Source organism: Nocardia jiangxiensis NBRC 101359 (assembly GCF_000308615.1).
In the GTDB taxonomy this organism is placed as follows: Bacteria; Actinomycetota; Actinomycetes; order Mycobacteriales; family Mycobacteriaceae; genus Nocardia; species Nocardia jiangxiensis.
The window spans coordinates 121,191-141,750 of the sequence record NZ_BAGB01000167.1; the positions used below are offsets into that span (position 1 = coordinate 121,191).

The 20,560-nt window shown below is 67.2% G+C and carries 18 protein-coding genes; 13 read left to right on the forward strand and 5 right to left on the reverse strand.

Translation table 11 applies throughout. From position 1 onward, the window contains the following. Positions 1-39: 39 nt before the first annotated feature. From ON40_RS41470 to ON40_RS53600, 4 genes are all read right to left on the reverse strand, one after another. Positions 40-765: an ABC transporter ATP-binding protein gene (locus ON40_RS41470; protein ID WP_040831100.1), complete on the reverse strand. Its 726-nt coding sequence runs from the start codon at positions 763-765 to the stop codon at positions 40-42. Next, positions 762-3,518: a branched-chain amino acid ABC transporter permease/ATP-binding protein gene (locus ON40_RS41475; RefSeq protein WP_040831101.1), complete on the reverse strand. Its 2,757-nt coding sequence runs from the start codon at positions 3,516-3,518 to the stop codon at positions 762-764. The genes ON40_RS41470 and ON40_RS41475 overlap by 4 nt, the downstream gene beginning before the upstream one ends. Positions 3,519-3,561: 43 nt before the next feature. Further along, on the reverse strand, positions 3,562-4,806 hold the full coding sequence (locus tag ON40_RS41480) for an ABC transporter substrate-binding protein (protein ID WP_051194409.1): 1,245 nt from the start codon (positions 4,804-4,806) through the stop codon (positions 3,562-3,564). A gap of 142 nt (positions 4,807-4,948) precedes the next feature. After that, on the reverse strand, positions 4,949-5,200 hold the full coding sequence (locus ON40_RS53600) for a hypothetical protein (RefSeq protein WP_169541998.1): 252 nt from the start codon (positions 5,198-5,200) through the stop codon (positions 4,949-4,951). Between ON40_RS53600 and ON40_RS41485 the strand changes: the two genes are divergently transcribed. The 13 genes from ON40_RS41485 to ON40_RS41545 all read left to right on the forward strand — a co-directional run bounded on the left by ON40_RS41485 (position 5,174) and on the right by ON40_RS41545 (position 19,126). Continuing rightward, on the forward strand, positions 5,174-5,965 hold the full coding sequence (locus ON40_RS41485; RefSeq protein ID WP_245568219.1) for an enoyl-CoA hydratase/isomerase family protein: 792 nt from the start codon (positions 5,174-5,176) through the stop codon (positions 5,963-5,965). The two genes, ON40_RS53600 and ON40_RS41485, sit on opposite strands and share 27 nt — an antisense overlap. Positions 5,966-5,974: 9 nt before the next feature. Further along, positions 5,975-6,961, forward strand: a complete 987-nt coding sequence (locus ON40_RS41490; RefSeq protein ID WP_040831102.1) for an NAD(P)H-dependent flavin oxidoreductase — start codon at positions 5,975-5,977, stop codon at positions 6,959-6,961. Positions 6,962-6,982: 21 nt separating this feature from the next. Next, positions 6,983-7,834 carry an alpha/beta fold hydrolase gene (locus ON40_RS41495; protein WP_040831104.1) on the forward strand — a complete coding sequence of 284 codons (852 nt, stop codon included), beginning with the start codon at positions 6,983-6,985 and terminating at the stop codon, positions 7,832-7,834. Positions 7,835-7,852: 18 nt separating this feature from the next. Next, positions 7,853-8,632: an enoyl-CoA hydratase-related protein gene (locus tag ON40_RS41500; protein WP_083896330.1), complete on the forward strand. Its 780-nt coding sequence runs from the start codon at positions 7,853-7,855 to the stop codon at positions 8,630-8,632. Next, positions 8,625-9,461 carry an acyl-CoA thioesterase gene (locus ON40_RS41505; RefSeq protein ID WP_051194411.1) on the forward strand — a complete coding sequence of 279 codons (837 nt, stop codon included), beginning with the start codon at positions 8,625-8,627 and terminating at the stop codon, positions 9,459-9,461. The genes ON40_RS41500 and ON40_RS41505 overlap by 8 nt, the downstream gene beginning before the upstream one ends. Further along, positions 9,458-10,126, forward strand: a complete 669-nt coding sequence (locus ON40_RS41510) for a PaaI family thioesterase (protein ID WP_051194412.1) — start codon at positions 9,458-9,460, stop codon at positions 10,124-10,126. The genes ON40_RS41505 and ON40_RS41510 overlap by 4 nt, the downstream gene beginning before the upstream one ends. Continuing rightward, the gene (locus ON40_RS41515) at positions 10,123-10,554 is read left to right on the forward strand and encodes an acyl-CoA thioesterase (RefSeq protein ID WP_040831105.1); all 432 of its coding nucleotides are present in this window, start codon (positions 10,123-10,125) and stop codon (positions 10,552-10,554) included. Before ON40_RS41510 ends, ON40_RS41515 begins: the two co-directional genes overlap by 4 nt. A 121-nt stretch (positions 10,555-10,675) precedes the next feature. Continuing rightward, positions 10,676-12,979: an acyl-CoA dehydrogenase family protein gene (locus ON40_RS41520; RefSeq protein ID WP_373282068.1), complete on the forward strand. Its 2,304-nt coding sequence runs from the start codon at positions 10,676-10,678 to the stop codon at positions 12,977-12,979. A gap of 22 nt (positions 12,980-13,001) precedes the next feature. Then, positions 13,002-13,526, forward strand: a complete 525-nt coding sequence (locus tag ON40_RS41525; protein ID WP_040831107.1) for a DoxX family protein — start codon at positions 13,002-13,004, stop codon at positions 13,524-13,526. Between the two features lie 352 nt (positions 13,527-13,878). Further along, positions 13,879-14,928: an aldo/keto reductase gene (locus tag ON40_RS41530; RefSeq protein WP_040831109.1), complete on the forward strand. Its 1,050-nt coding sequence runs from the start codon at positions 13,879-13,881 to the stop codon at positions 14,926-14,928. Then, a complete protein-coding gene (locus tag ON40_RS41535; protein ID WP_051194413.1) occupies positions 14,925-16,544 on the forward strand; it encodes a class I adenylate-forming enzyme family protein in 1,620 nt (539 codons plus the stop codon). Before ON40_RS41530 ends, ON40_RS41535 begins: the two co-directional genes overlap by 4 nt. Then, positions 16,541-17,506 (forward strand): NAD(P)H-dependent flavin oxidoreductase, encoded by a 966-nt coding sequence (locus tag ON40_RS41540; protein WP_040831110.1) that lies wholly within the window; start codon positions 16,541-16,543, stop codon positions 17,504-17,506. Before ON40_RS41535 ends, ON40_RS41540 begins: the two co-directional genes overlap by 4 nt. A 114-nt stretch (positions 17,507-17,620) precedes the next feature. Next, positions 17,621-19,126 carry an acyl-CoA synthetase gene (locus ON40_RS41545; protein WP_373282070.1) on the forward strand — a complete coding sequence of 502 codons (1,506 nt, stop codon included), beginning with the start codon at positions 17,621-17,623 and terminating at the stop codon, positions 19,124-19,126. Positions 19,127-19,531: 405 nt separating this feature from the next. On the opposite strand, the gene ON40_RS41550 is transcribed toward ON40_RS41545, so the two are convergent. Beyond that, positions 19,532-20,293: a 3-hydroxyacyl-CoA dehydrogenase gene (locus tag ON40_RS41550; RefSeq protein ID WP_040831111.1), complete on the reverse strand. Its 762-nt coding sequence runs from the start codon at positions 20,291-20,293 to the stop codon at positions 19,532-19,534. Positions 20,294-20,560: the final 267 nt, after the last annotated feature.

A 20,560-nucleotide genomic window follows, 5' to 3' on the forward strand; every position in this document is an offset into this window, starting at 1 on the left:
CGTGAACCGGTGTGACATCGAGGAACCGCGGGTGGCGGGTCAGGCGCTCGCCGGGGCCTCCGCCGTGCCCAGGTAAGCCCGTTCGATCTGCTCCGGGTCGGCCGCCAGTTCGGTCGCGCTGCCGCGTAGTACATCGCGTCCGTGGGCGAGAACGATTGCCGTGTCGGCGGTTTCGAGGGCCAGCCGGACATGCTGCTCGACGAGGATGACCGCGGTGCCGTTGTCGTCGGCGACCCGGCGGATCACCGGGAGCAGTGATTCGACGATCACGGGGGCGAGCCCCATGCTCAGCTCGTCGATCAGCAGTACCTTGGGCTTCTGCATCAGCGCCCGGCCGATCGCGAGCATCTGCTGTTCACCACCCGAGAGCATGCCCGCGGTGACCCCCAGTCGTTCGCCGAGCCGGGGGAAGTAGTCGACGATGTCGGTGACGGCCGGACCCGAGCGTTTGCGCGCGAGCTCGAGGTTCTGTTCGACGGTGAGTCCGGTGAACAGTGAGCGATCGTCCGGCACCAGAACCAGCCCGGCCCGCGACGCCGCCCGTGCCTGTCCTGGTTTGACGGAGGTCCCGGCGATGGTGACGGTGCCCCCGAGGCCCGGTAGGAGTCCGGCGAGGGTCATCAGCAGAGTGGTCTTCCCGGCGCCGTTGGGGCCCAGCAGACAGAGCACTTCGCCTTCGGCGAGCGAGAGGTCGAAGCCGCGCACACACGGCCGGCCCTTGGCATAGCCGGCGTCGACTTCGGTACATCCGAGGACCGTGGTCACGGGGACACCTCCGTGGGGGAGTGGGTGGTGCCGAGGTAGGCGCGCACCACATCGGGATCGGACTGGATTTGCTCGGGTGTGCCCTGGGCGATGACGCGGCCGAGGTCGAGTACCACGATCCGGTCGCAGACCTCGAGTACCAGCTCCATGTCGTGGTCGACCATCACCACCGTCACTCCCGCGTCCCGCACGGCCTTCAAACGTGCACCGAGCCACTGACTTTCGGTGCTGTCGAGGCCCGCGGCCGGTTCGTCGAGCAGGACGATGCGGGGGCGTCCGGCCAGGGCGCGCGCCACCGAGACCAGCTGGCGCTGCCCCTGTGACAGCTCGCTGACCGAACGATCGGCGACCGCGTCGAGATGGAGCACCCCGAACAGGGCGTCGATATCCGGTGGTGTGGATCTCTCGCCGGGGCGTTTCGCCGCCGCGACGGTGCCGACAGCGACGTTCTCACGCACCGTCAGATCGTCGTACAACTCGATGCCCTGGAAGGTCCGGCCGAGGCCGAGCTTGCTTCGTTTGTGCGGTTCGATCCCGTCGATGCGCCGCTCGCCGAGCGTTACCGCGCCCGAGGAGGAAGCGAAGCCGCTGAGGGCATCGATACAGGTGGTCTTACCGGCGCCGTTGGGTCCGATCAGCCCGACGATCTCGCCCGCCCGGACGTCGAAGGTGACGTCGTCGAGTGCCACCACTCCGCCGTATCGCACGCCTATGCCTGTGGCGGACAACAGGACCTCCTCCGAGACCTCCCGCAGTGGCGGTGGTGCGGCGAGGGTGGGCGCCGACTCGTGGTGCGGAGGTGCGGTCGGACGAATTCGGCTGAGCCACCGGCGGATTCGTGCCGAATGCTGATGCAGGTGGCCGACCAGCCCCTCGGGGTACTGGATGACCGTCAGTACCAGCAGGATGCCGGAGATGATCGAGTAGTAGTCGCCGAGGTGCAGGACGCGGTCCATCACGATGAAAACGATTCCGCCCGCGCCGATGACCCCGGCGAGAATGCCGCCCGAAACACACGTGATGCCCGCGATGTAGACCATCGCGAACAGCCCGATGCCAGTGAGGACCGAGAACGATTCCGCGGTCGCCACCGTCTGCTGATACCCCATCAGCGCCCCGCCGAGCCCCGCGATGAAGGCGCTGATGGCGAACGCCTTGATCTTGGTGCGGGATACATCGATTCCAGATGCCGCCGCAGAGCGCTCGTTGGCCCGCACCGCGAGCATCGACGCGCCGAGACGGCTGGTCCGCAGCTTGGCGACGCCCACCGCGACCAGGACCAGCACCACCAGGCATACGATTCCGAATGCGATCCGCGGATATGCCTGTCCCGCACCGATACCGAGATCAATGCCGAACAGGCTCGGATTCTTGATGTGTGCGCCGTTCAGCCCGCCGTTGAGATTGCTGTTGCGGAACCAGAACGCGTCGAGAAACACCGCCAGCGCAAGCGTGACGACGGCGACGGGCAGTCCCCGGATCCGCAGTGCGGGCAGTCCCACGACCACACCGATCACCGTTGCCGCGAGTGCCGCCAGGACGGGGGCGATCGGGAACGGGATACCCAGGTCGTTGGTCAGCCGACTGAGGGTGAACGCGCCGATCCCCGCGAGCGTCAGCTGTGCCAGCGAGATCTGTCCCGCGAACCCGGTGACCACGACCTGCGACAGCGCGACCACCGCCAGGATCAGGGTGGTGATGACCGCCGCGCGGTAGCTACCCGAGGTTGTGAGCAGTGCTACCAGGGCCACCGCGACCGAGGCAACGGTGGGGAAGAGCAGTCCTTTCGGTCGCGGCGCCCGGCCCAGCGTCTGGACGATGATGGCGCCGCGCGACGGTAGCGGCCGACCCCGGACCACCAGGAAGACGAGGATCAGCAGCAGCGGAACCAGTTCGGCCATACCGGATTTCGGGAACCAGTCGATGGTGCTCTGCAGGTGTGTCGTCTCCGACTGCACCATGCCGATGCAGAGACCGGCGACCACCGTCAGGCCCAGCGCGGTGAAGTTGCCGACCAGCGCCGCCGCGAGCGCGGGCACGATGAACAGGGTGTAGGAGACCGGGATGAGCGGCACGATCGGTGCGATCAGGATCCCGCTCAACCCGGCCACCATCGTGCTCAGCGCCCAGTTGCCGAAGGCGATGCGTTCGGGGGACAGACCGGTGACCAGGGCTCCCTTCTCCGTCTCCGCCGCGGCGCGGGTGGCCAGGCCGAATCGCGTCCAGCGGAACGACATGGCGAGAATCACCGCGAGTACCAGGATCACCGCGGCGAACCACAGCCGGTCCGCGGGGATGCGGGCGGTGCCGATCGACAGCGCCCCCGACGGCAGAATCGCCTTCACCGACACCGGGGTGGTGCCGACCCGCACCGCCAGCAGGGCCTGCACGAACAGCATCACCCCGATCGAGGCCACCGCCTTCGCGACCGGAGGCGCGGTGCGCAACGGTCGAAAGACGATGGCGTAGATCAGGATTCCGAGCACGGCGGCGATGACGAGTGATATCGCTATCGCGGGCCACAAGTCGAGGCGCCCGCCGAGATGAACCGTCCTCGCCATCCCGGGAATCGGGTTGAGCAGTTCGCCCTTGCGCAGGAACCCGTACGTGTATGCCACGTACAGAGCTACTGCGCCGGTGCTGAAGTTCACGACGCCCGAACTGCGGAACGTCATCACCAGTGCCAGGCCCAACGCCGCGTACACGGCGCCGTTGCCCAGTCCCAGTGCCAGGAACACCACATGATCAGTCACGGAAAGCTCCTCGAATACCACACATTTCGCTGAGGCCAGGGACTTACTTGGTGATCTGCGGGTCGGTGGGCTTGCCGTCGTCGACCGTGACCGTCACCAACTGCGTGCTGCAGATCGAGGGCAGTTGCGCGATCGTGCTGCCGTTGCAGGTGAAGGTGATGCCGTGTCCGGCGGGCAACGGCACGTTCTGGGCGGATTTGATGGCGGTGGAGATCGCCGCGGCGTTCGGATCGCCGGTCACCCCCTGGGCGGCGCGCACCAGACCGAGCATGCCCTGGTAGCCGATGTAGGTGTAGCCGCTGAGATCGGTGTGGGGTGCGTACATCTTCATCACGCTGCGGTAGAGCACCGCCTCGGGATCATTGGAGACCAGGTCCGCGGTGGTGAAGACGTGGGCGCCGTTCATTGCGTCGCCGACAGCCTCGACGGTGGCGGGATCCAGGCACGGCTGGATCAGCATCTTGTCCTGCGTGGCGCCCAGGGCGCCCAGTGCCTTGACCACCGAGGTACACATCGTCGCGTCGCCCACTACCGCGATGGCGCCGACATTGCCGGAGATCCCGGAGTTCACCTGCGGGGTGGCATCCGGTGTGCCCAGCGGAATGGGTACGACCTGCAGGTCGATGCCCGCGGCGCTGAAGGCGGCCCCGCCCATGGTCTTCGTGGTGGCGGGCGCGGTGCCGGAATCGGTGACGAAAGCGGTGACCTTCTTGTACCCCTTGCCAGCGGCGTAGACCGCCATCGATTTCAGGGAGCCGGGGAATCCTCCGGTGAGAGCGAATGCGCCGGGAGTGGTCATCTCCGCGGCGCTCGCCCCGGCCGGGGTGAGGTAGGGAATGCCTGCTCCGGTGATGACCGGGACCATCGCGTCGCCGTAGGCGGTGGTGGTGACGACGACAGCGGAGACCTTCGCCTCGACCATCTGGTTGGCACAGTCGCGGTTGGACGCGGGGTCTTCTTTCGCCGCACAGGTGACGAGTTCGACGCGATGTCCGGCGATACCGCCCAGGTTCGCGTTCGCGTACTGCACGACCGCCGCGGCTGCCTCACGGTTCGACGGTTGCGACACCGCGGGCCCGCCTTCGGGATTGATCAGTCCGATCTTGATCGGGCTGCCGGTCGCCGGTTTGTCGGGGAAGGCGCTGCTGGGAGCCTCGGCCGAGGTGCCGGAGGAGTTGTCGCCGCTGCTACAGGCGGTGGCGAGTGCGATCGCGGGCACGAGTGCGATCAGGGCCAGCCTGCCGACTCGGGGCTTGATGGATCGCCGATTGTCACGCTTATCGGTCATGGTTCCTTCTCTCAGGCTGAGCAGCACTGCTCGTCGGGTGATGTGGATCACAAACCCTGGGTGAGGTAAAGGTAGGTGCGAAGATAAGATGTGTCAATAAGCAATCTAAGTACACCAGGTGCGCATTGAGATTCGGAGAACGTCAGTGTGCGGCTGCGGATTTCGAGCGTCCGGCCGACTCGGCGGCTGCGATCGAAAACGTCGGTTGAGCGTCGAAATCGCTGATTATCGCCGATGATTTCGGTTCGGTGAAAGTGATCTCGTCGACGTGCTCACCTCGATCTTGCGTGCCCGTCACATAGTGAACTATGTTATCTAGGTAAGGTTCTGGCGGCGCTGCCAGCAGGTCGGCGGAGAGGTAGGCACGGTGCAGACGTTGAAAGTCGAACGCCACGACGGGGTGGTGACGGTTGTGATGTCACGGCCGGAGAAGAAGAATGCCGGCAGCCCGGCGATGTGGCGTGAGCTCGCCGAAACCTTCACCGAGATAGAACGCAGACCAGGCGATCGGGTGATGGTGCTGACGGGTGCCGGCGGAGACTTCTGTTCCGGAGCCGACCTGGACGGAATCTCCGATGACGCACTGGACTATATGAAGCGCGCCAGTCACGCCGCCGAGGCGTTGTCCGCGCTGACCATCCCCACCATCGCCAAGGTGGACGGCGTCGCGGTCGGCGCCGGCTGGAATCTCGCGCTCGGCTGCGACCTCGTCGTCGCCACCGACCGGGCCAGGTTCTCCCAGATCTTCATCCGCCGCGCGCTCTCGCTCGACTTCGGGGGCAGCTGGCTGCTGCCCCGCCTGGTCGGTCTGCAGAAGGCCAAAGAACTCGCCTTCTTCGGTGAAATCCTCTCGGCCGCAGAGGCTTCCGAGCTCGGTCTGGTGACCCGAATCGTGCCCGCCGAGGAACTCGACAGCACGGTCGAGTCCATGGCCCGGCGATTGGTGCACGCGCCCGCCCAGGCGCTCTCACTGACCAAACAGCTGCTCGACGCCGCCGCGGACGGTGGCAGCATCGAGGCCGCACTGCAGCGGGAGAACCACGCTCAGGCCAACAACATGCGCGGCGCCGATGCCCAGGAGGCCCGGGCGGCCTTTTCGGAGAAGCGCGAGGCCGTCTTCTATCGGCCCGACTCACACGCCACCACCGCACACGTCTAGGAGTCCTCCATGTTGAAGACGCGATTCACCGAAGAGTTCGGCGTCGAGCATCCGATCGTCCAGGGCGGCATGATGTGGGTCGGTCGCGCCGAGCTCGCGGCCGCGGTCTCCGAGGCCGGCGGCCTGGGCATCATCACCGGACTCACTCAGCCCACGCCGGAGGATCTGGCCAAAGAGATCGCGCGCGCCCGGGAGATGACCGACAAGCCGTTCGGCGTCAACCTCACCCTCACGTTGTCGATCAATCCGCCGCCGTACGAGGAGTACCGGCAGGCGATCATCGAGTCCGGGATACGGATCGTCGAGACCGCGGGGTCGAATCCGCAGGTGCACGTCGAGCATTTCAAGCAGCACGGCATCAAGGTGATCCATAAGTGCACCAGCGTCCGGCACGCACTCAAGGCGCAGAGCCTCGGCGTCGACGCGCTGAGCATCGATGGCTTCGAGTGCGCCGGACATCCCGGCGAGGACGACGTCCCGGGGCTGGTGCTGATTCCGGCGGCGGCGGACGAACTGACCGTCCCGATCCTCGCCTCCGGCGGTTTCGCCGATGGCCGGGGCCTGGCTGCCGCGCTCGCGCTCGGAGCGGACGGCATCAATATGGGCACTCGCTTCATGTGCACCGTGGAGAGCCCGATTCACCAGCGGGTCAAGGAACAGATCGTCGAGGCGAGCGAGCTCGATACTCAGCTGATCTTCCGGCAGCTGCGCAACACCATGCGCGCGGCGAAGAACTCGGTGAGTGCGGAAGTCGTCGAGATCCTCGGTAAGGGTGGACGATTCAAGGACGTGCAGGAGCTGGTCGCGGGCACTCGCGGCCGTAAGGTCTACGAGAACGGTGATCCCGAGGCCGGCATCTGGACCGTCGGAATGGTGCAGGGACTGATCCACGACATCCCGACCGCCGCCGAGTTGGTCACCCGGATCGCGGCCGAGGCCGAGACCGTCCTGCGTCGCAACGCAGCGTTGATCTCGGATCCGGTCGTGGTCTCCTGACACCTTCGGACAAGGAGCGCAATGAGTATCGCTACCGCTGAGCGGGGCCGCCCCGTGGAATTCCGCGGGGCCGGTGATCTGCGGCTGGCGGGGGATTGCTGGGGGAAGGACGGTGACCCGGTGGTGCTGCTGCTGCACGGAACCGGGCAGACCCGGCACTCGTGGAAGAGGACGGGTATTCACCTGGCGGCCAAGGGGTTTCGCGTCATCGCGATCGATACTCGCGGCCATGGGGACAGCGCGTGGGCGCAATCGGCCGCTGAATACGGGTGGGACATTCTCGCTCAGGACGTGCGCGCGGTCATCGACGAGATCGGGGAACCGGTCACGCTCGTCGGAGCGAGCCTCGGCGGACTGACCGGTCTGCAGGTCGCCGGTGACCTGGGCGCCGACCGAGTCCGCAAGCTCGTGCTGGTCGATGTGGTGCCGCGGATCGAACGCAGGGGCGGAAGCCGGATCAGGACCTTCATGGAGGGCAATCCGGACGGCTTCGCCAGCCTGGAGGAGGCAGCGGACGCGGTTGCGGCGTACCTGCCGCATCGAACCCGTCCGCGTAGTCCGGAAGGCTTGCGCCGCAACCTGAGACAGCGCCCGGACGGACGTTGGCGATGGCATTGGGACCCGCAGTTTCTCCGCAAGCCGGACCAGGACGTGCAGGCGCGAGTGCGCGAACTCGAGTCGGCCGCAGCCGGGCTGGGAGTGCCGATACTGGTCATCCGCGGCGCGATGTCCGACGTGGTCAGCGCCGCGGCCGTCGAGGAGTTCCTGGCGGTGGTGCCGAGCGCACGGTTCGTGGAGTTGAGCGGTGCGGGTCATACCGCGGCAGGCGACGACAACGACGCGTTCACCGAGGCAGTAGTCGAATTCGTTTGAGAATGTTAGGGAGTCGCGATGGGTGAGAAGAACGACGATTTCGACGCCGAACCGGTCGTGGTGACCCGCGAGGGCCACGTCGCGATTCTGACGCTGAATCGGCCCGATCGGCGCAATGCGATCAATCGGGCGATGCGCAAGGCGATCAAGCGGGAATTGTGGAAGGCCGATGCCGACGACGACGTACGGGTCGTGGTCATTACCGGCGCGGGAACGGCCTTCTCCGCGGGCGTCGACCTGCCCGAGGCGCTGACCGGTCCGCCGCCGCGCACCGAGGGAACCACGCCGACCCAGGTCGTGCGCGCGATCGGCAAGCCGGTGATCGCCGCGGTCAACGGGCCGTGCTACACGGGAGCTTTCGAGTTCGCGGTGAACTGCTCGTTCATCATCGCCTCCGAGAAGGCCGTGTTCGCCGACACGCATGCCTCGATCGGACTGCTGAACGGGTGGGGCGGCAGTGCGATGCTGCCCCGGATCGTCGGGTTGCCGGCCGCGATTCAGATCATTCTCAGCGGCGATCCGATCGACTCGGCGACCGCACTGCGCATCGGTCTGGCGAACGAGGTTGTGCCGCACGAACAGTTGATGGAGCGCACCCTCGCGATCGCCGCATCGATCGCGGCGAGCCACCCGGTCGCGGTGCAGCGCATGCTGCGCCTGCTCAAGGAGGGCGCAGGTGCTTCGGTCGCACACGCGCTCGGCCTCGAGGCGGAGGCGTCGGCGTCGTGGCGGCCGGACGGTAAGGACATCGGCGACCGCTTCGACAAGCGCCCGGCCAAATCGAGTTCGGATGCCTGAGGTGGCCGCGCCGAGCTCTGCGGACCAGCTACGGACGGTCCCGCTCACCGATGTGCTCGAGCTCGACCGGATCGACCGGGGGCTGTTCCGGTCGGTACACCTTTTCGAGGTCGATCGCGCACTGTACGGGGGCCAGGTGATGGCGCAGGCCCTGCTCGCCTGCGGGGCGACGGTCGAGCCGGACCGGCTGCCGCACTCGTTGCACGGATACTTTCTGCGCCGGGGCAACGGCGCTCGCCCGGTGCTCTTCCGGGTCGACAACGACCGGGACGGCAGGTCGTACTCGGCGCGCCGAGTGGTCGCGCTGCAGGAAGGTGAGGTGATCTTCAACATGTCGGCGTCCTTCCGGACAGTGGCCGACGGTGAGGAACGCACCGTGTCGGAGGTGTCGCCGCGCCTTCGGCCCGAGCAGTGCCCGGCCATCACGCCGGATCCGGAACTGGCCTTGCGGGTTCGGGTCCAGGACTGGTCGAGTCCGGACGAGTTCTTCCCGACCAGGTTCTGGGTGCGACCCAATGGTGAACTGCCGCAGGATGATCCGCTCGGGCATGCCGCGGCGATCGCCTATATGTCGGATTTCTCCGCGGGTCTGCAGCGCACGGTCGGCAGTGAGGTCCTCGGCCCGAGCCTGGACCACGCGTTGTGGTTCCACCGCACGCCGCGCTGGGATGACTGGCTCTTCGTCGATCTCGGAAGAGGTGTGTCGGCGGGCAGACGCGGCTGGTACTCGGGCACGGTTGTCGACAACGGCGAGATCGTGGCGAGCCTGACGCAGGAAATGGCCTACACCGATAGACCCTCCCGACGCGAGGCTCCGGACGGGCGATGATCGACTGGACCGTGCCGTCGCGCCGAAAGTTGTTGTCCCGCTTCACTCCCGGTGAGTCATGTCTGACCGCGCCGCGGATCGACGATCCGCTGAACGATGCTGTGACCGCGGTCCGGCGGATCATCGGCGCATTGGCGCGAACAGCCCCCGACGACGGCGGCCTGCCGGCCGCTGCGGCAGAGTTGCAGCGTATCGCCGAGGCCCTCGGGGGGCGTACCCGTCCCGTTCCCGTCCATCTGTCGGAGATGTGGCGTGGCGAGGGAATCGCCCGGCACGATCCGGCGACGGGTCCGGAGAACCCGCTCGCGCCGCCGCTGACGATGCGGGACGTCGGCGATGGATGGGCGGAAGGGGTTGTCACCCTGGGGCTTCCGTATCAGGGTCCGCCCGCCCTCGTGCACGGCGGGGTATGCGGACTGCTGCTCGATGCGGCGCTGGCGGTGGCGAACCAATTGGCCGGTGTCGGTGGCATGACCGCGCAACTCGATATCACCTATCGGAGGCCGACGCCGCTGTACGTCCCGCTGACCGTGCGCGCCCGGCAACTCCGTCGCGAGGGGCGCAAGCTGTTCACGATCGGCGAGATCGTCGCCGACGGGCAGGTGACGGTGTCCGCCCGAGGATTGTTCATCTGCGCGGCCGATTCCGTAGGAATAGTGACGTGACCGAACACTTGCCGCTCGAGGCGTATCCCTGCCGACGTGAGATCAGTCTGATATTCGCGGATATCGACCCGCTCCGTCACGTGAACAATGTGGCGATCGCGCGCATGTTCGAGGAAGGCCGCGTCACGCTGTCTCGCGCGACCAGCGATCTGCTGGCCGATGCGGTACCGCTGCGGATGGTCCTGGCCCGTCTCGAGATCGACTACCTCGCCGAAGTGATGTATCCGGGCGAGGTTCAGCTCGGGATCGGCCTGGGGCGGATCGGCCGGTCCTCGATCGAGCAGCGGGCCGGGCTGTTCCAGGCGGGCCGTCTGGTTGCGGCGTCACGGTCGATCGAGGTCAACACCGTCGAGGGTGTGCCGGGGTCCGCACCGCTGACCGAGGCGTATCGGACCGCGGCGCACAAGCTGCTCCTGCCCGGCGTCTGAGAATCCGAAATCCCCCGGGGCGTCGAACGGCGCTTCCCCACGCGGGACTTCCGCTGTGCACAAGAAAGCTGTAACCTATCACTAGGTTAACCTAGTGATTATTGAGAATGGCCGAGGAGGCGTGGTGGAGGGATCGACGACGGGACCGCTGGAGGGACCGGCCGCACCGGACGGTTGGCGCGAGCGCTTGACCGCCCTGCTCGAGGCCTACGCCAAGCGCCCGCGGCCGAAAACCCCGAAGGAACGCGCCGAGGCCGCGCGCGCCTGGCAGTCGGAGATGGTCGACGCCCGCGTCGCCGCGCCGGGCTGGCCCAGCGCGGTCGGCGGTCTCGAGCTCGGTCTCGAGGACCAGCTCGACTACTACCGGATGACCAGCGCCGCCGGTGTGCCCAAGCATCCGAACCCGATCGCCTTCATCGTCGCGCCCACCCTGATCGTCTACGGCACCGAGGTGCAGAAGAAGCGCTTCCTCGAGCCACTGCTGCGCGCGGACGAGCGCTGGTGCCAGGGCTTCTCCGAACCCGGTGCGGGCAGTGACCTGGCCTCGCTGTCCACCAAGGCCGTGCGCGACGGCGACACGTATCGCGTCACCGGTCAGAAGATCTGGACAACTCAGGCGGCCGAGGCCGATTGGATGTTCGCGCTCGTGCGTACGGGCCCTGCAGGCCGGGGGACCGCGGGCATCAGCTATCTGCTGATCCCGATGAACTCGCCCGGTATCGACGTCCGCCCGCTCCGCGATGCGGCCGGCGGTCACCACTTCGCCGAAATCTTCTTCGACGATGTCGTGGTGCCCGTGGAGAATCTGGTCGGGGAGGAGGGCAGCGGCTGGTCGGTGATGCGGACCTCCCTGGGCCACGAGCGCGCGACCGCATTCCTGGCCGACGAGTTCCGCTATCGCGGCCTGGTGGACAAAGTGTTCGCCCTCGCGATCGACCAGGGTTACGCGGACAACTCGCTGATCCGCCAGGAACTCGCCTACGTCGAGACCGGTGTGCGGGCTATCGCCGCGAACAGCGCACGCGCGCTCGATGCCGTTCTGCGCCAACAGGATCCGGGTGGCGTCGCATCGGTGAACCGGCTGGTCAAATCGGAGTTCGAACAACAATTGCACCGGCTCGCGCAGCGGCTGACCGGATCGGGCGCCGCGCTGAGCAACCGGTCGGAGGGTGCCGTCGACGGCGGGCGCTGGACGTACGGCTATCTCATGACCCGGGCCTCGACCATCGGCGCGGGCACCGCGGAAATCCAGCGCAACGCCATCGCCGAGCAGGTTCTGGGCCTGCCGTCGCATCGTGGTGAGGGCACCCGCCCCGCCGCGGTCGCACCGGGCCGCCCGCTCACCGCGCCCGAGGAGGACGAGGCCGCGCTGCGCGAGGTGCTGCACAAGGCCCTGGCATCGCACACCGGCACCGAACAGCTGCTGTCCTGGGCGACCAAGCCCGCGGACTACGACATCGGACTCTGGGACGAGTTGATCAGGTTCGGCCTGCCCGGTCTCGCCCTTCCCGAGGACCTCGGGGGCGCCGGCGCGAGCCTTCGCCTGCTCGCGGCCGCGGTCGAGGAGGCCGGCTACGCCCTCGCGCCGGTGCCCCTGGTCCCGACGCTCATCGCGCTCGAGGTGCTGCGGCAGGCCGGTGCCGTCGAGGCCGTGCGCGCGGTGTGCGACGGTGCCACCGCCGCGTTCGTCGTCCCCGTCGACGACGGTGGCTGGGTCGTCGACGATCGCTTGCCGACGTTGGACGGGACTCGCCTGTCGGGTTCGGTCGAGCGGGTGCCCGGTGCGCCGGTCGCCGACCAGCTGGTGGTGCTGGCCCGCGAAAACGCCACCGGCGAACTCGTTCTGGGCACGGCGAAACCCATCGAGGTCGAGATCGTCCCCCAGGAATCTGTGGACGTCACCGCAACCATCGGCACGGTTGTGCTGGACGGTGTCGAGCCGGAGATCATCGCCCGCGGAGCGGAGGTGACCCGAATTCTCGATGCCGCCAGGCGACTGGCCCAGGTAGCGCTTGCGGCGGATTCGGTGGGCGTCGCCAACCGAGCCCTGGCACTCGCGGTCGACTGGGCCGGGCAGCGCGAGCAGTTCGGCCACCTGATCGGCTCGTACCAGGCCATTTCGCATCGCTGTGCCGACATGCTGGTCCGAGCGGAGGGTTCGCGCGCACAGGTACTGTCCGCCGCCGAATTCGGACCCGACGATGCCGAAGCGCGGCTGTCCGCGGATATCGCGGCCGCGGCCGCACTCGACGCCGCGGTGTGGGTGGCCGAGAACTGCATCCAGATCCACGGCGGTATCGGTTTCACCTGGGAGCATCCCGCGCACCTCCTGCTGCGCCGTGCCACCGCCAACCAGGTGGCGCTCGGCCGCCCCGAGAACCTGCGCGATCGCGCCGCCGGTGCGGTGCTGGCCCGACTGTCCTGATTCGACCCGGCAAGGAGATCTCGTGACCTCGATCGATGCGGGCGTGGCCCTGCTTCGGGTGTGCCTGGGACTGACCATGGCCGCCCACGGCTACGGAAAGCTGTTCCGCGGCGGGCGAATTCCCGGCACCGCGAGATGGTTCGACAGCATCGGCATGCGTCCGGGCACGGTGCAGGCGTGGCTTGCCGCGGGCACCGAGGTGGGTGCCGGAATCCTGTTCGCGCTCGGCCTGCTCACTCCGTTCGCGGCCGCTGCTTTCGTCTCGCTGATGGCGGTGGCCGCGTGGACGGTGCACCGCGCGCACGGCTTCTTCATCGCCGCGAACGGCTGGGAGTACAACTTCATCCTCGCGATCGGCGCGGTATCGGTCGCGGTCGGCGGCGCCGGGCGGATCAGCCTGGACCGGGCATTGTTCGGGCAGAACATCTTCGACGGCTGGGCCGGGCTGGTGATTTCGGTGGTGCTGGGTCTCGCGGCGGCCGCGGCACTGCTGGGCGCGTGCTACCGCCCCGTGCGCGAACCGGACATCGCGAACCAGCCGACCTGACCGGTTTCGTTCGAAAGGAAGCAGATGGAAGCGACGGCGGAATCACCTTCGACCGGTCACGACCGGTTGTTGCGTCTGCGTGACGTGGGCGGCGGTGTCGCGCGGACCGCCCAGGACGCCGTCCGATCCCGGACGCGTTCCTCCGAGCGCCCGCCGAGGCGATCGCCGGGGGCGCCAATGCCCCGGGAGGCGCGCAACGATGGCTGACGGATCGTGGCGCCGACAAGGCCGACGTGGTGCTCTGGCGTGTACTCACTTCGAGCACAAGAGCATTCATCAGTCCAGGGACGCTCAGCACATGCCGCGTGCATTCGTTCGGTAATCGCGCGTCCGTTCGGAAGGGACGATGACTATGGAATTCGACCACCTGGGGCGCAGTGGCGTCACCGTCTCACGCCTGTGCCTCGGCGCGATGTCGTTCGGTGCTCTGGGCAATGCCGATCACGACGATTGTCGCGAGATCATAGATCGCGCACTGGATGCCGGCATCAACTTCATCGACACCGCCGATGTGTACTCGCGGGGGGAGTCGGAGGAGATCGTCGGTAAGGCGATCGCCGGGCGTCGCGACGATGTGGTGGTCGCGACCAAATTCTTCAATCCCATGAGCCGCGACCCCAATCATCGCGGGGCGTCGCGGCGGTGGATCGTACGGGCCTGCGAGGACAGTCTGCGCCGCCTGGGCACCGACTACATCGACCTGTACCAGGTGCATCGCCTCGACGAGGCCACCGATCTGGACGAAACCCTCGGCGCGCTGTCGGATCTGGTGCGCGCGGGTAAGGTGCGCATGGTCGGTACCTCGACGTTTCCTGCGGAGGCGATCGTCGAGGCGCAGTGGGTTGCCACCGATCGCGGTCATATCAAGCCCCGCTGTGAGCAGCCGCCCTACTCGATCTTCGTTCGAGGGGCCGAGCGGGACGTATTTCCGACCTGTCAGCGGTACGGCATGGGCACGATCGTCTGGAGCCCGTTGAACGGCGGCTGGCTCACCGGAAAGTACCGCAGCGACAACACACCTGACGATGCGTCGCGGTTCAGCCGCCTCGGTCGCGGATCCTGGCGGATCGACTCCGAAGGCGCGCGGCGCAAATTCGCGGCAGTGGAACGGCTCGCCGAGATCGCCGCCGAGGCGGGCACGGACCTGATCACCCTGGCGCTCGGGTTCACGCTGGCACACCCCGCCGTGACCTCGACGATCATCGGCCCGCGCACGATGGATCAGCTGGAAAGCCAATTGCGCGTGGTGGGCACCGTATTGACCGATGAGGTGCTCGATCTCATCGACGAGGTGGTCGCCCCGGGTGTGACGATCGCGCGCGCCGACCTCGCCTACGAGCCGCGGGCGTTGCGGCACAAGCACTTGCGCAGGTCCTCCCGAACGATCGGAGCGAATCCATGACGACCACCGAGAGCCCGGGCCGTGACCGGGAGGCGTTGCGCGCCAAGTGGTATCGCGAGGGCTGGTATTCCGACCGCACGTTGCTCGACGCGTTCGAGGAGGGTGCGCGGGAGCATGCGAGCACCACAGTGGTATTCGCCGGTGCCGAGACGGTGATCGACACCACGGTGGGCGAGATCCATCGTGAGGCGCGGCGAATCGCCGCGGCGTTGCAGGGCATGGGCGTCGGGCCCGGCGACGCGGTGGTGGTGCAATTGCCCAGCCGGTTCGAATGCGCGGTGGCTTACCAGGCGGTGCTGCTCGCCGGTGCGACCCTGGTCCCGGTCGTGCACATCTACGGCACGGCCGAGCTGTCCTTCATTCTCGGGGAGTCCGCGGCGAAGGTCCTGATCATGCCGGATCGGATTCGGTCCACTCGCTACACGGATCGGATCGCGCAGCTGTCCGCGATTCCCACCCTCGAACAGATCGTGGTGGTCGGTGGCGAGCACCACGCGGGGGTGACTACCTGGTCGCAGCTCGACCGCGACGGCGAGTACCGCAGGCCGCGGGTGCGCTCCGATGACGTGTGCCTGCTCGTCTATACCTCCGGGACCACTTCGGCGCCGAAAGGTGTTCAGCACAGCCATAATTCGGTGCTCGCGGAGCAGCGCACGATGCCGCACCTGCAGGATACGAGTCCGGGGGCGGTGCATCTCGTCTCGTTCCCGCCCGGTCACATCGCCGGTGTGGGCGGCATGTTGCGTCCGATCCTGCACGGCACCGACACCGTCTACCTGGAGAACTGGGACCCCCGCGTCGCGGTCGAACTGATCGGCCGGTACCGGGTCACCTCCACGGTGGGTACCCCGTTCCATCTCACCGGGATCCTCGACGTCCAGGACCGGGACGAGAAACTGGCCAGCCTGCGGGAAATGATGCTGGGCGCGGCAACGGTTCCCGATGAGCTGGGCAGACGCGCTGCGGCGGCCGGTATCACGACCTACCGGTGCTATGGCGCGAGCGAGCATCCGACCATCACCGTCTGCGATATCGGCGACCCGCAGGAGGCGCGCATTCATACCGATGGTGCCCCGCTGCCGGGCGTGCAGGTCCGTGTGCTGGACCCGCAGGGCCGGGACGTGCCGGTCGGTGTCGACGGCGAGATCGTCACCCGTGGGCCCGACCAGTTCGTCGGTTACCGCGACTCCTCGCTCGACGAGGCCGCGTTCACCGAGGACGGCTGGTTGCGCACCGGGGATCTGGGCCATTTCGACACCGACGGCCGGATCTCGATCACCGACCGGATCAAGGACGTCATCATCCGCGCGGGTGAGACGATCTCCTCCGGCCAGATCGAGGATGTGCTGTGCACTCACCCGGCCGTCGCCGAGGGTGTGGTGGTCGCCGCGCGGGACGAGCGCTACGGCGAGGTCGCCGCGGCGGTCGTCGTACTGACGCCCGGTGCCCAACTCGATCTGGACCAACTGCGAGGGCATTTCGCCGCCTCCGGTCTGGCCAAACAGAAGACGCCGGAAAAGCTGGCGATCGTGGACGAATTGCCGCGAACCGCGGTGGGCAAGATCCGCAAGAGCGATCTGCGGAAGACATACTTCGGCAAGGTGGAGAACGCATGATCAACTGGAACTCGCTCAGGATCCCGGTGATGGCGGCGCCGATGTTCATCGTCTCCAATCTCGACCTGATCATCGCGGCCTGCCGGGCCGGGGTCATCGGGGCTTTCCCCTCGGCCAATCCGCGCCGCCCGGAAACCCTGGACACGTGGCTGCACGCGATCCGCGAGGCGGAGCAACGGACGGTGGATTCCGGTGGCGATTTCGCGCCGTTCTGTGTGAACCTGCTGGCCTCCGCTGCGGCGGACAAACAGGCACGGGACCACGCGCTGGCCACGCTGCGCAAACATCGCGCACCGCTGATCCTGACCAACATGGGTGACCCGCGCGAGGTCGTCGAGGCGGCGCAGGAGTGGGGCGGCATGGTTTTCCACGATGTGACGACCATCCGGCACGCGGAAAAGGCGATCGAGGCGGGTGTCGACGGGCTGATGCTGGTGTGCGCGGGTGCGGGCGGGCATGCGGGAACGCTGTCGCCGTTCGCGTTCCTGCCGAAGGTGCGCGGCATGTTCGACGGCCGGATCATGCTGGCCGGCGGTATCGCCGACGGTAACGGTATCGCCGCGGCCCTGGCGCTGGGCGCCGATATCGTCGTGATGGGCACCCGCTTCATCGCGACGGCCGAGTCGGGCACCGTCGAGGATCACAAGCAGATGCTGGTCACGTCCAAGAGTGAGGATGTCCTGTTCACCGATGCGATCGCCGGTCTGCCGGCCAGTTTCCTCGAGCCCTCGATCGTCCGGGCCGGTCTCGACCCGCGGAATCTGCCGCGCCCGACCGGCAGACACCGCCCGAACCTGCCCGAGGGAATCAAACCGTGGAAATCGGTGTGGAGCGCCGGTCACTCGACCGCCTTGATCACCGATGTGCCGAGTGTGCAGGGCGTCGTGGACCGGCTCGCGGCCGAACTCGCCGCCGCGCGGGTGCCCGGGGATTGGCGAAAGGCGCTGTCGGACAAGGGCTGAACCAGCTCGAAGCCGTATTCGACAGGAGGGGGCCGAACTCGACGAGAAGGAATGGGATGCGGTGTGAATCTCACGGAATTGGCCGCCCGGTACGAGGACAAGCCCGCGATCGTCATGGGCGCCGGCGGTGAGACGCTGACCTATCGCGAACTCGAAGAACGGTCGAATCGAATCGCGCACCTGTTCCGGTCTCGTGGGCTGCGTCCCGGCGACCATATCGCGATCCTGATGCGCAATCAGCTCGAGGTCTTCCCGGTCGTGTGGGCCGCACAGCGGTCCGGCCTGCTCTACACGCCGGTCAACTGGCACCTGAGCGCCGAGGAGGCGGCCTATATCGTCGCGAACTGCGGTGCGCGCCTGCTGATCCACTCGGCATCGCTGACCGATCTCGCCGAGGCGGCCGAGGCGGCAGCTCCGCAGCTGCGATCGCGACTGGTGGTCGGTGGTAGTGCCGCCGGGGCCGAACGTGTCGAGGAGGCGATCGCGGATCTGCCGAGCACACCCATCCGGGACGAGTCCGAGGGCTATTACATGCTGTACTCGTCCGGAACCACCGGGCGCCCCAAGGGAATTCTCCCCACGCTGACCGGGCAACCGTTCGGCGCCGGACTCGGCATCGACCACCTGATGGGCACCGCATTCGGTTTCGGACCCGACTCGGTCTACCTGAGCCCCGGACCGCTCTACCACGCCGCGCCCCTGGGCTGGACCTTCGGCACGGTGCGCAACGGCGGCACCGCGATCGTGATGGAGAAATTCGACGCCGAACAAACCCTCCGGCTGATCGACCGGTTCCGGGTGACCCACGCACAGTTCGTGCCCACCATGTTCGTGCGAATGCTCAAGCTGCCCAGCGATATTCGCGAGCGCTACGATGTCTCCAGTATCCACCTGGTCGTGCACGCCGCGGCACCGTGCCCGGTGGAGGTCAAAGAGCGCATGATCGAGTGGTTCGGGCCCAAGCTGACCGAGTTCTACTCCGGCAGTGAGGGAACCGGTTTCTTCATGATCGACACACCCGAGTGGCTGACCCACCGAGGATCGGTCGGCAAGGCCGTACAAGGCGTCGTGCACATCTGCGACGACGCCGGCAACGAGCTCGCGCCCGGCGAGGTGGGCACCGTCTGGTTCGGTGATATCCGGCGATTCGAATATCTCGGGGACCCGGCCAAGACCGCGGAGGCGTTCAACGACAAGGGCTGGAACACCCTCGGCGACCTCGGTCATGTCGACCGGGACGGCTACCTGTACCTGTCGGCCCGCCGCTCGGATCTGATTCTTTCCGGCGGCGTGAACATCTACCCACAGGAGATCGAGGACGCCCTCACCCTGCACCCCGCGGTACTCGACGTGGCGGTGATCGGACTACCCGACGACGAGATGGGGCAGCGGGTACACGCTGTGGTCCAGCCCGCGGCCGATGTGACGCCGGGCCCGGACCTCGCGCGGGAGTTGATCGACTACTGCCGCGACAGGCTCGCGCACTACAAGGCACCCCGGTCGGTCAGTTTCGGTGAGGTGCCCCGGTTGCCCAGCGGAAAGATCCTGCGCCGTCAACTGCTGGCCGATTACGTCGACCCACGGCGGCCTCACTCGGCCGGAAACCCTTCTCGCCCATGAGGGCTGAGAGCCGATCGATTCAGGATCGGTTCTCCGCGCACACCTCGCCCGGATCTGATTGCCGTGAAATCCGTTGTGAACCATACAATATGCTCGAGTGAGATCGAATTCCTTGCCGCGTTACCGGCGGATCCGGTGAGTAGGTCGTAGCCGACGAAGGTGAACAGGGCTGGTGCGCGATTCCGGCGGTGTCGGTCAAGCGGTGCTCGGACTCCGAGCGGCACCTCGGGGTCGGCGACCCGCACCTGCTCGAAACCGCGCTCGGTGAACCAGTCGCAAATCTGTGGCCGTGACCGCGCCCGGCCGGGCCGGTTGTGGAATATCCTGCGGCTCCGGCATTTTCGAGCCGAGCAGTGCCGGGCACCGTACCGTGCCCGGCGCTGCTCGGCTCGAACTCGGAGATTCTCAGCGCGGTGCCATGCGGATCGCGCCGTCCAGGCGGATGGTCTCGCCGTTGAGCATCGGGTTGGCGACGATGTGCGCGGCGAGAGCGCCGTACTCGGAGGGATCGCCGAGCCGGGACGGGTGCGGGACCTGGGCGCCGAGCGACTTCTGCGCCTCATCGGGCAGTGTGCCCAGCAGTGGTGTCTTGAACAGTCCCGGCGCGATGGTGTTCACGCGAATCAGCAACGATGCGAGGTCGCGCGCGATGGGCAACGTCATTCCCACCACGCCACCCTTGGACGCGGAATAGGCGGCCTGGCCGATCTGGCCTTCGAAGGCGGCGACCGAGGCGGTGTTGATGATGACGCCACGTTCCCCGTCGACCGGTTCGGTCTTGGCGATGCGTTCGGCGGCCAGGCGCAGCACGTTGAACGTGCCGATCAGGTTGACGGTGACGACCTTGGTGAAGGCGTCGAGTGGGAAGGGGCCCTTCTTGCCGACAGTCCTGAGCGCATTGCCGATCCCGGCGCAGTTGACCGCAATCCGCAGCGGCCCAAGTGATTCGGCGATGTCGAGGGCCTGCGATACCGCGCTCTCGTCGGTGACATCGGCTGCGACGAAGCGCACCCGCTCGCCGAGCTCCTTGGCGACGGCCTCACCGTTGGAAGAGGGGAGGTCGATGATGACGACGTACGCGCCCTCGGCGAGCAGCGCCTTGGTCGTGGCCAAACCGAGGCCGGAGGCGCCGCCGGTGACGACGGCCACGCTGTCGTTGATCTGCATTCGAATGTCCTTTCACAGCGGCGATTTCCTCGCCCACTATTGCAACGTAGTTCACTATGTAATCTACCTGATGTTGCCGGGGCTTGGTGCGGCACGGACAGTTGCGGCAGCCGGTGGATCGGTGAAGTGAGCGGCCGGAATTCGCATCGGTGTGGGGCCCGCTATCGGAGTCGTGAACCACTACTTCCGGCGATTCGTCGTCACGGCGCTGATCGCCGCCCACACCGATGCCTGTTTTTCCGGCCGGGACTTCCCGCGCGGGACCTC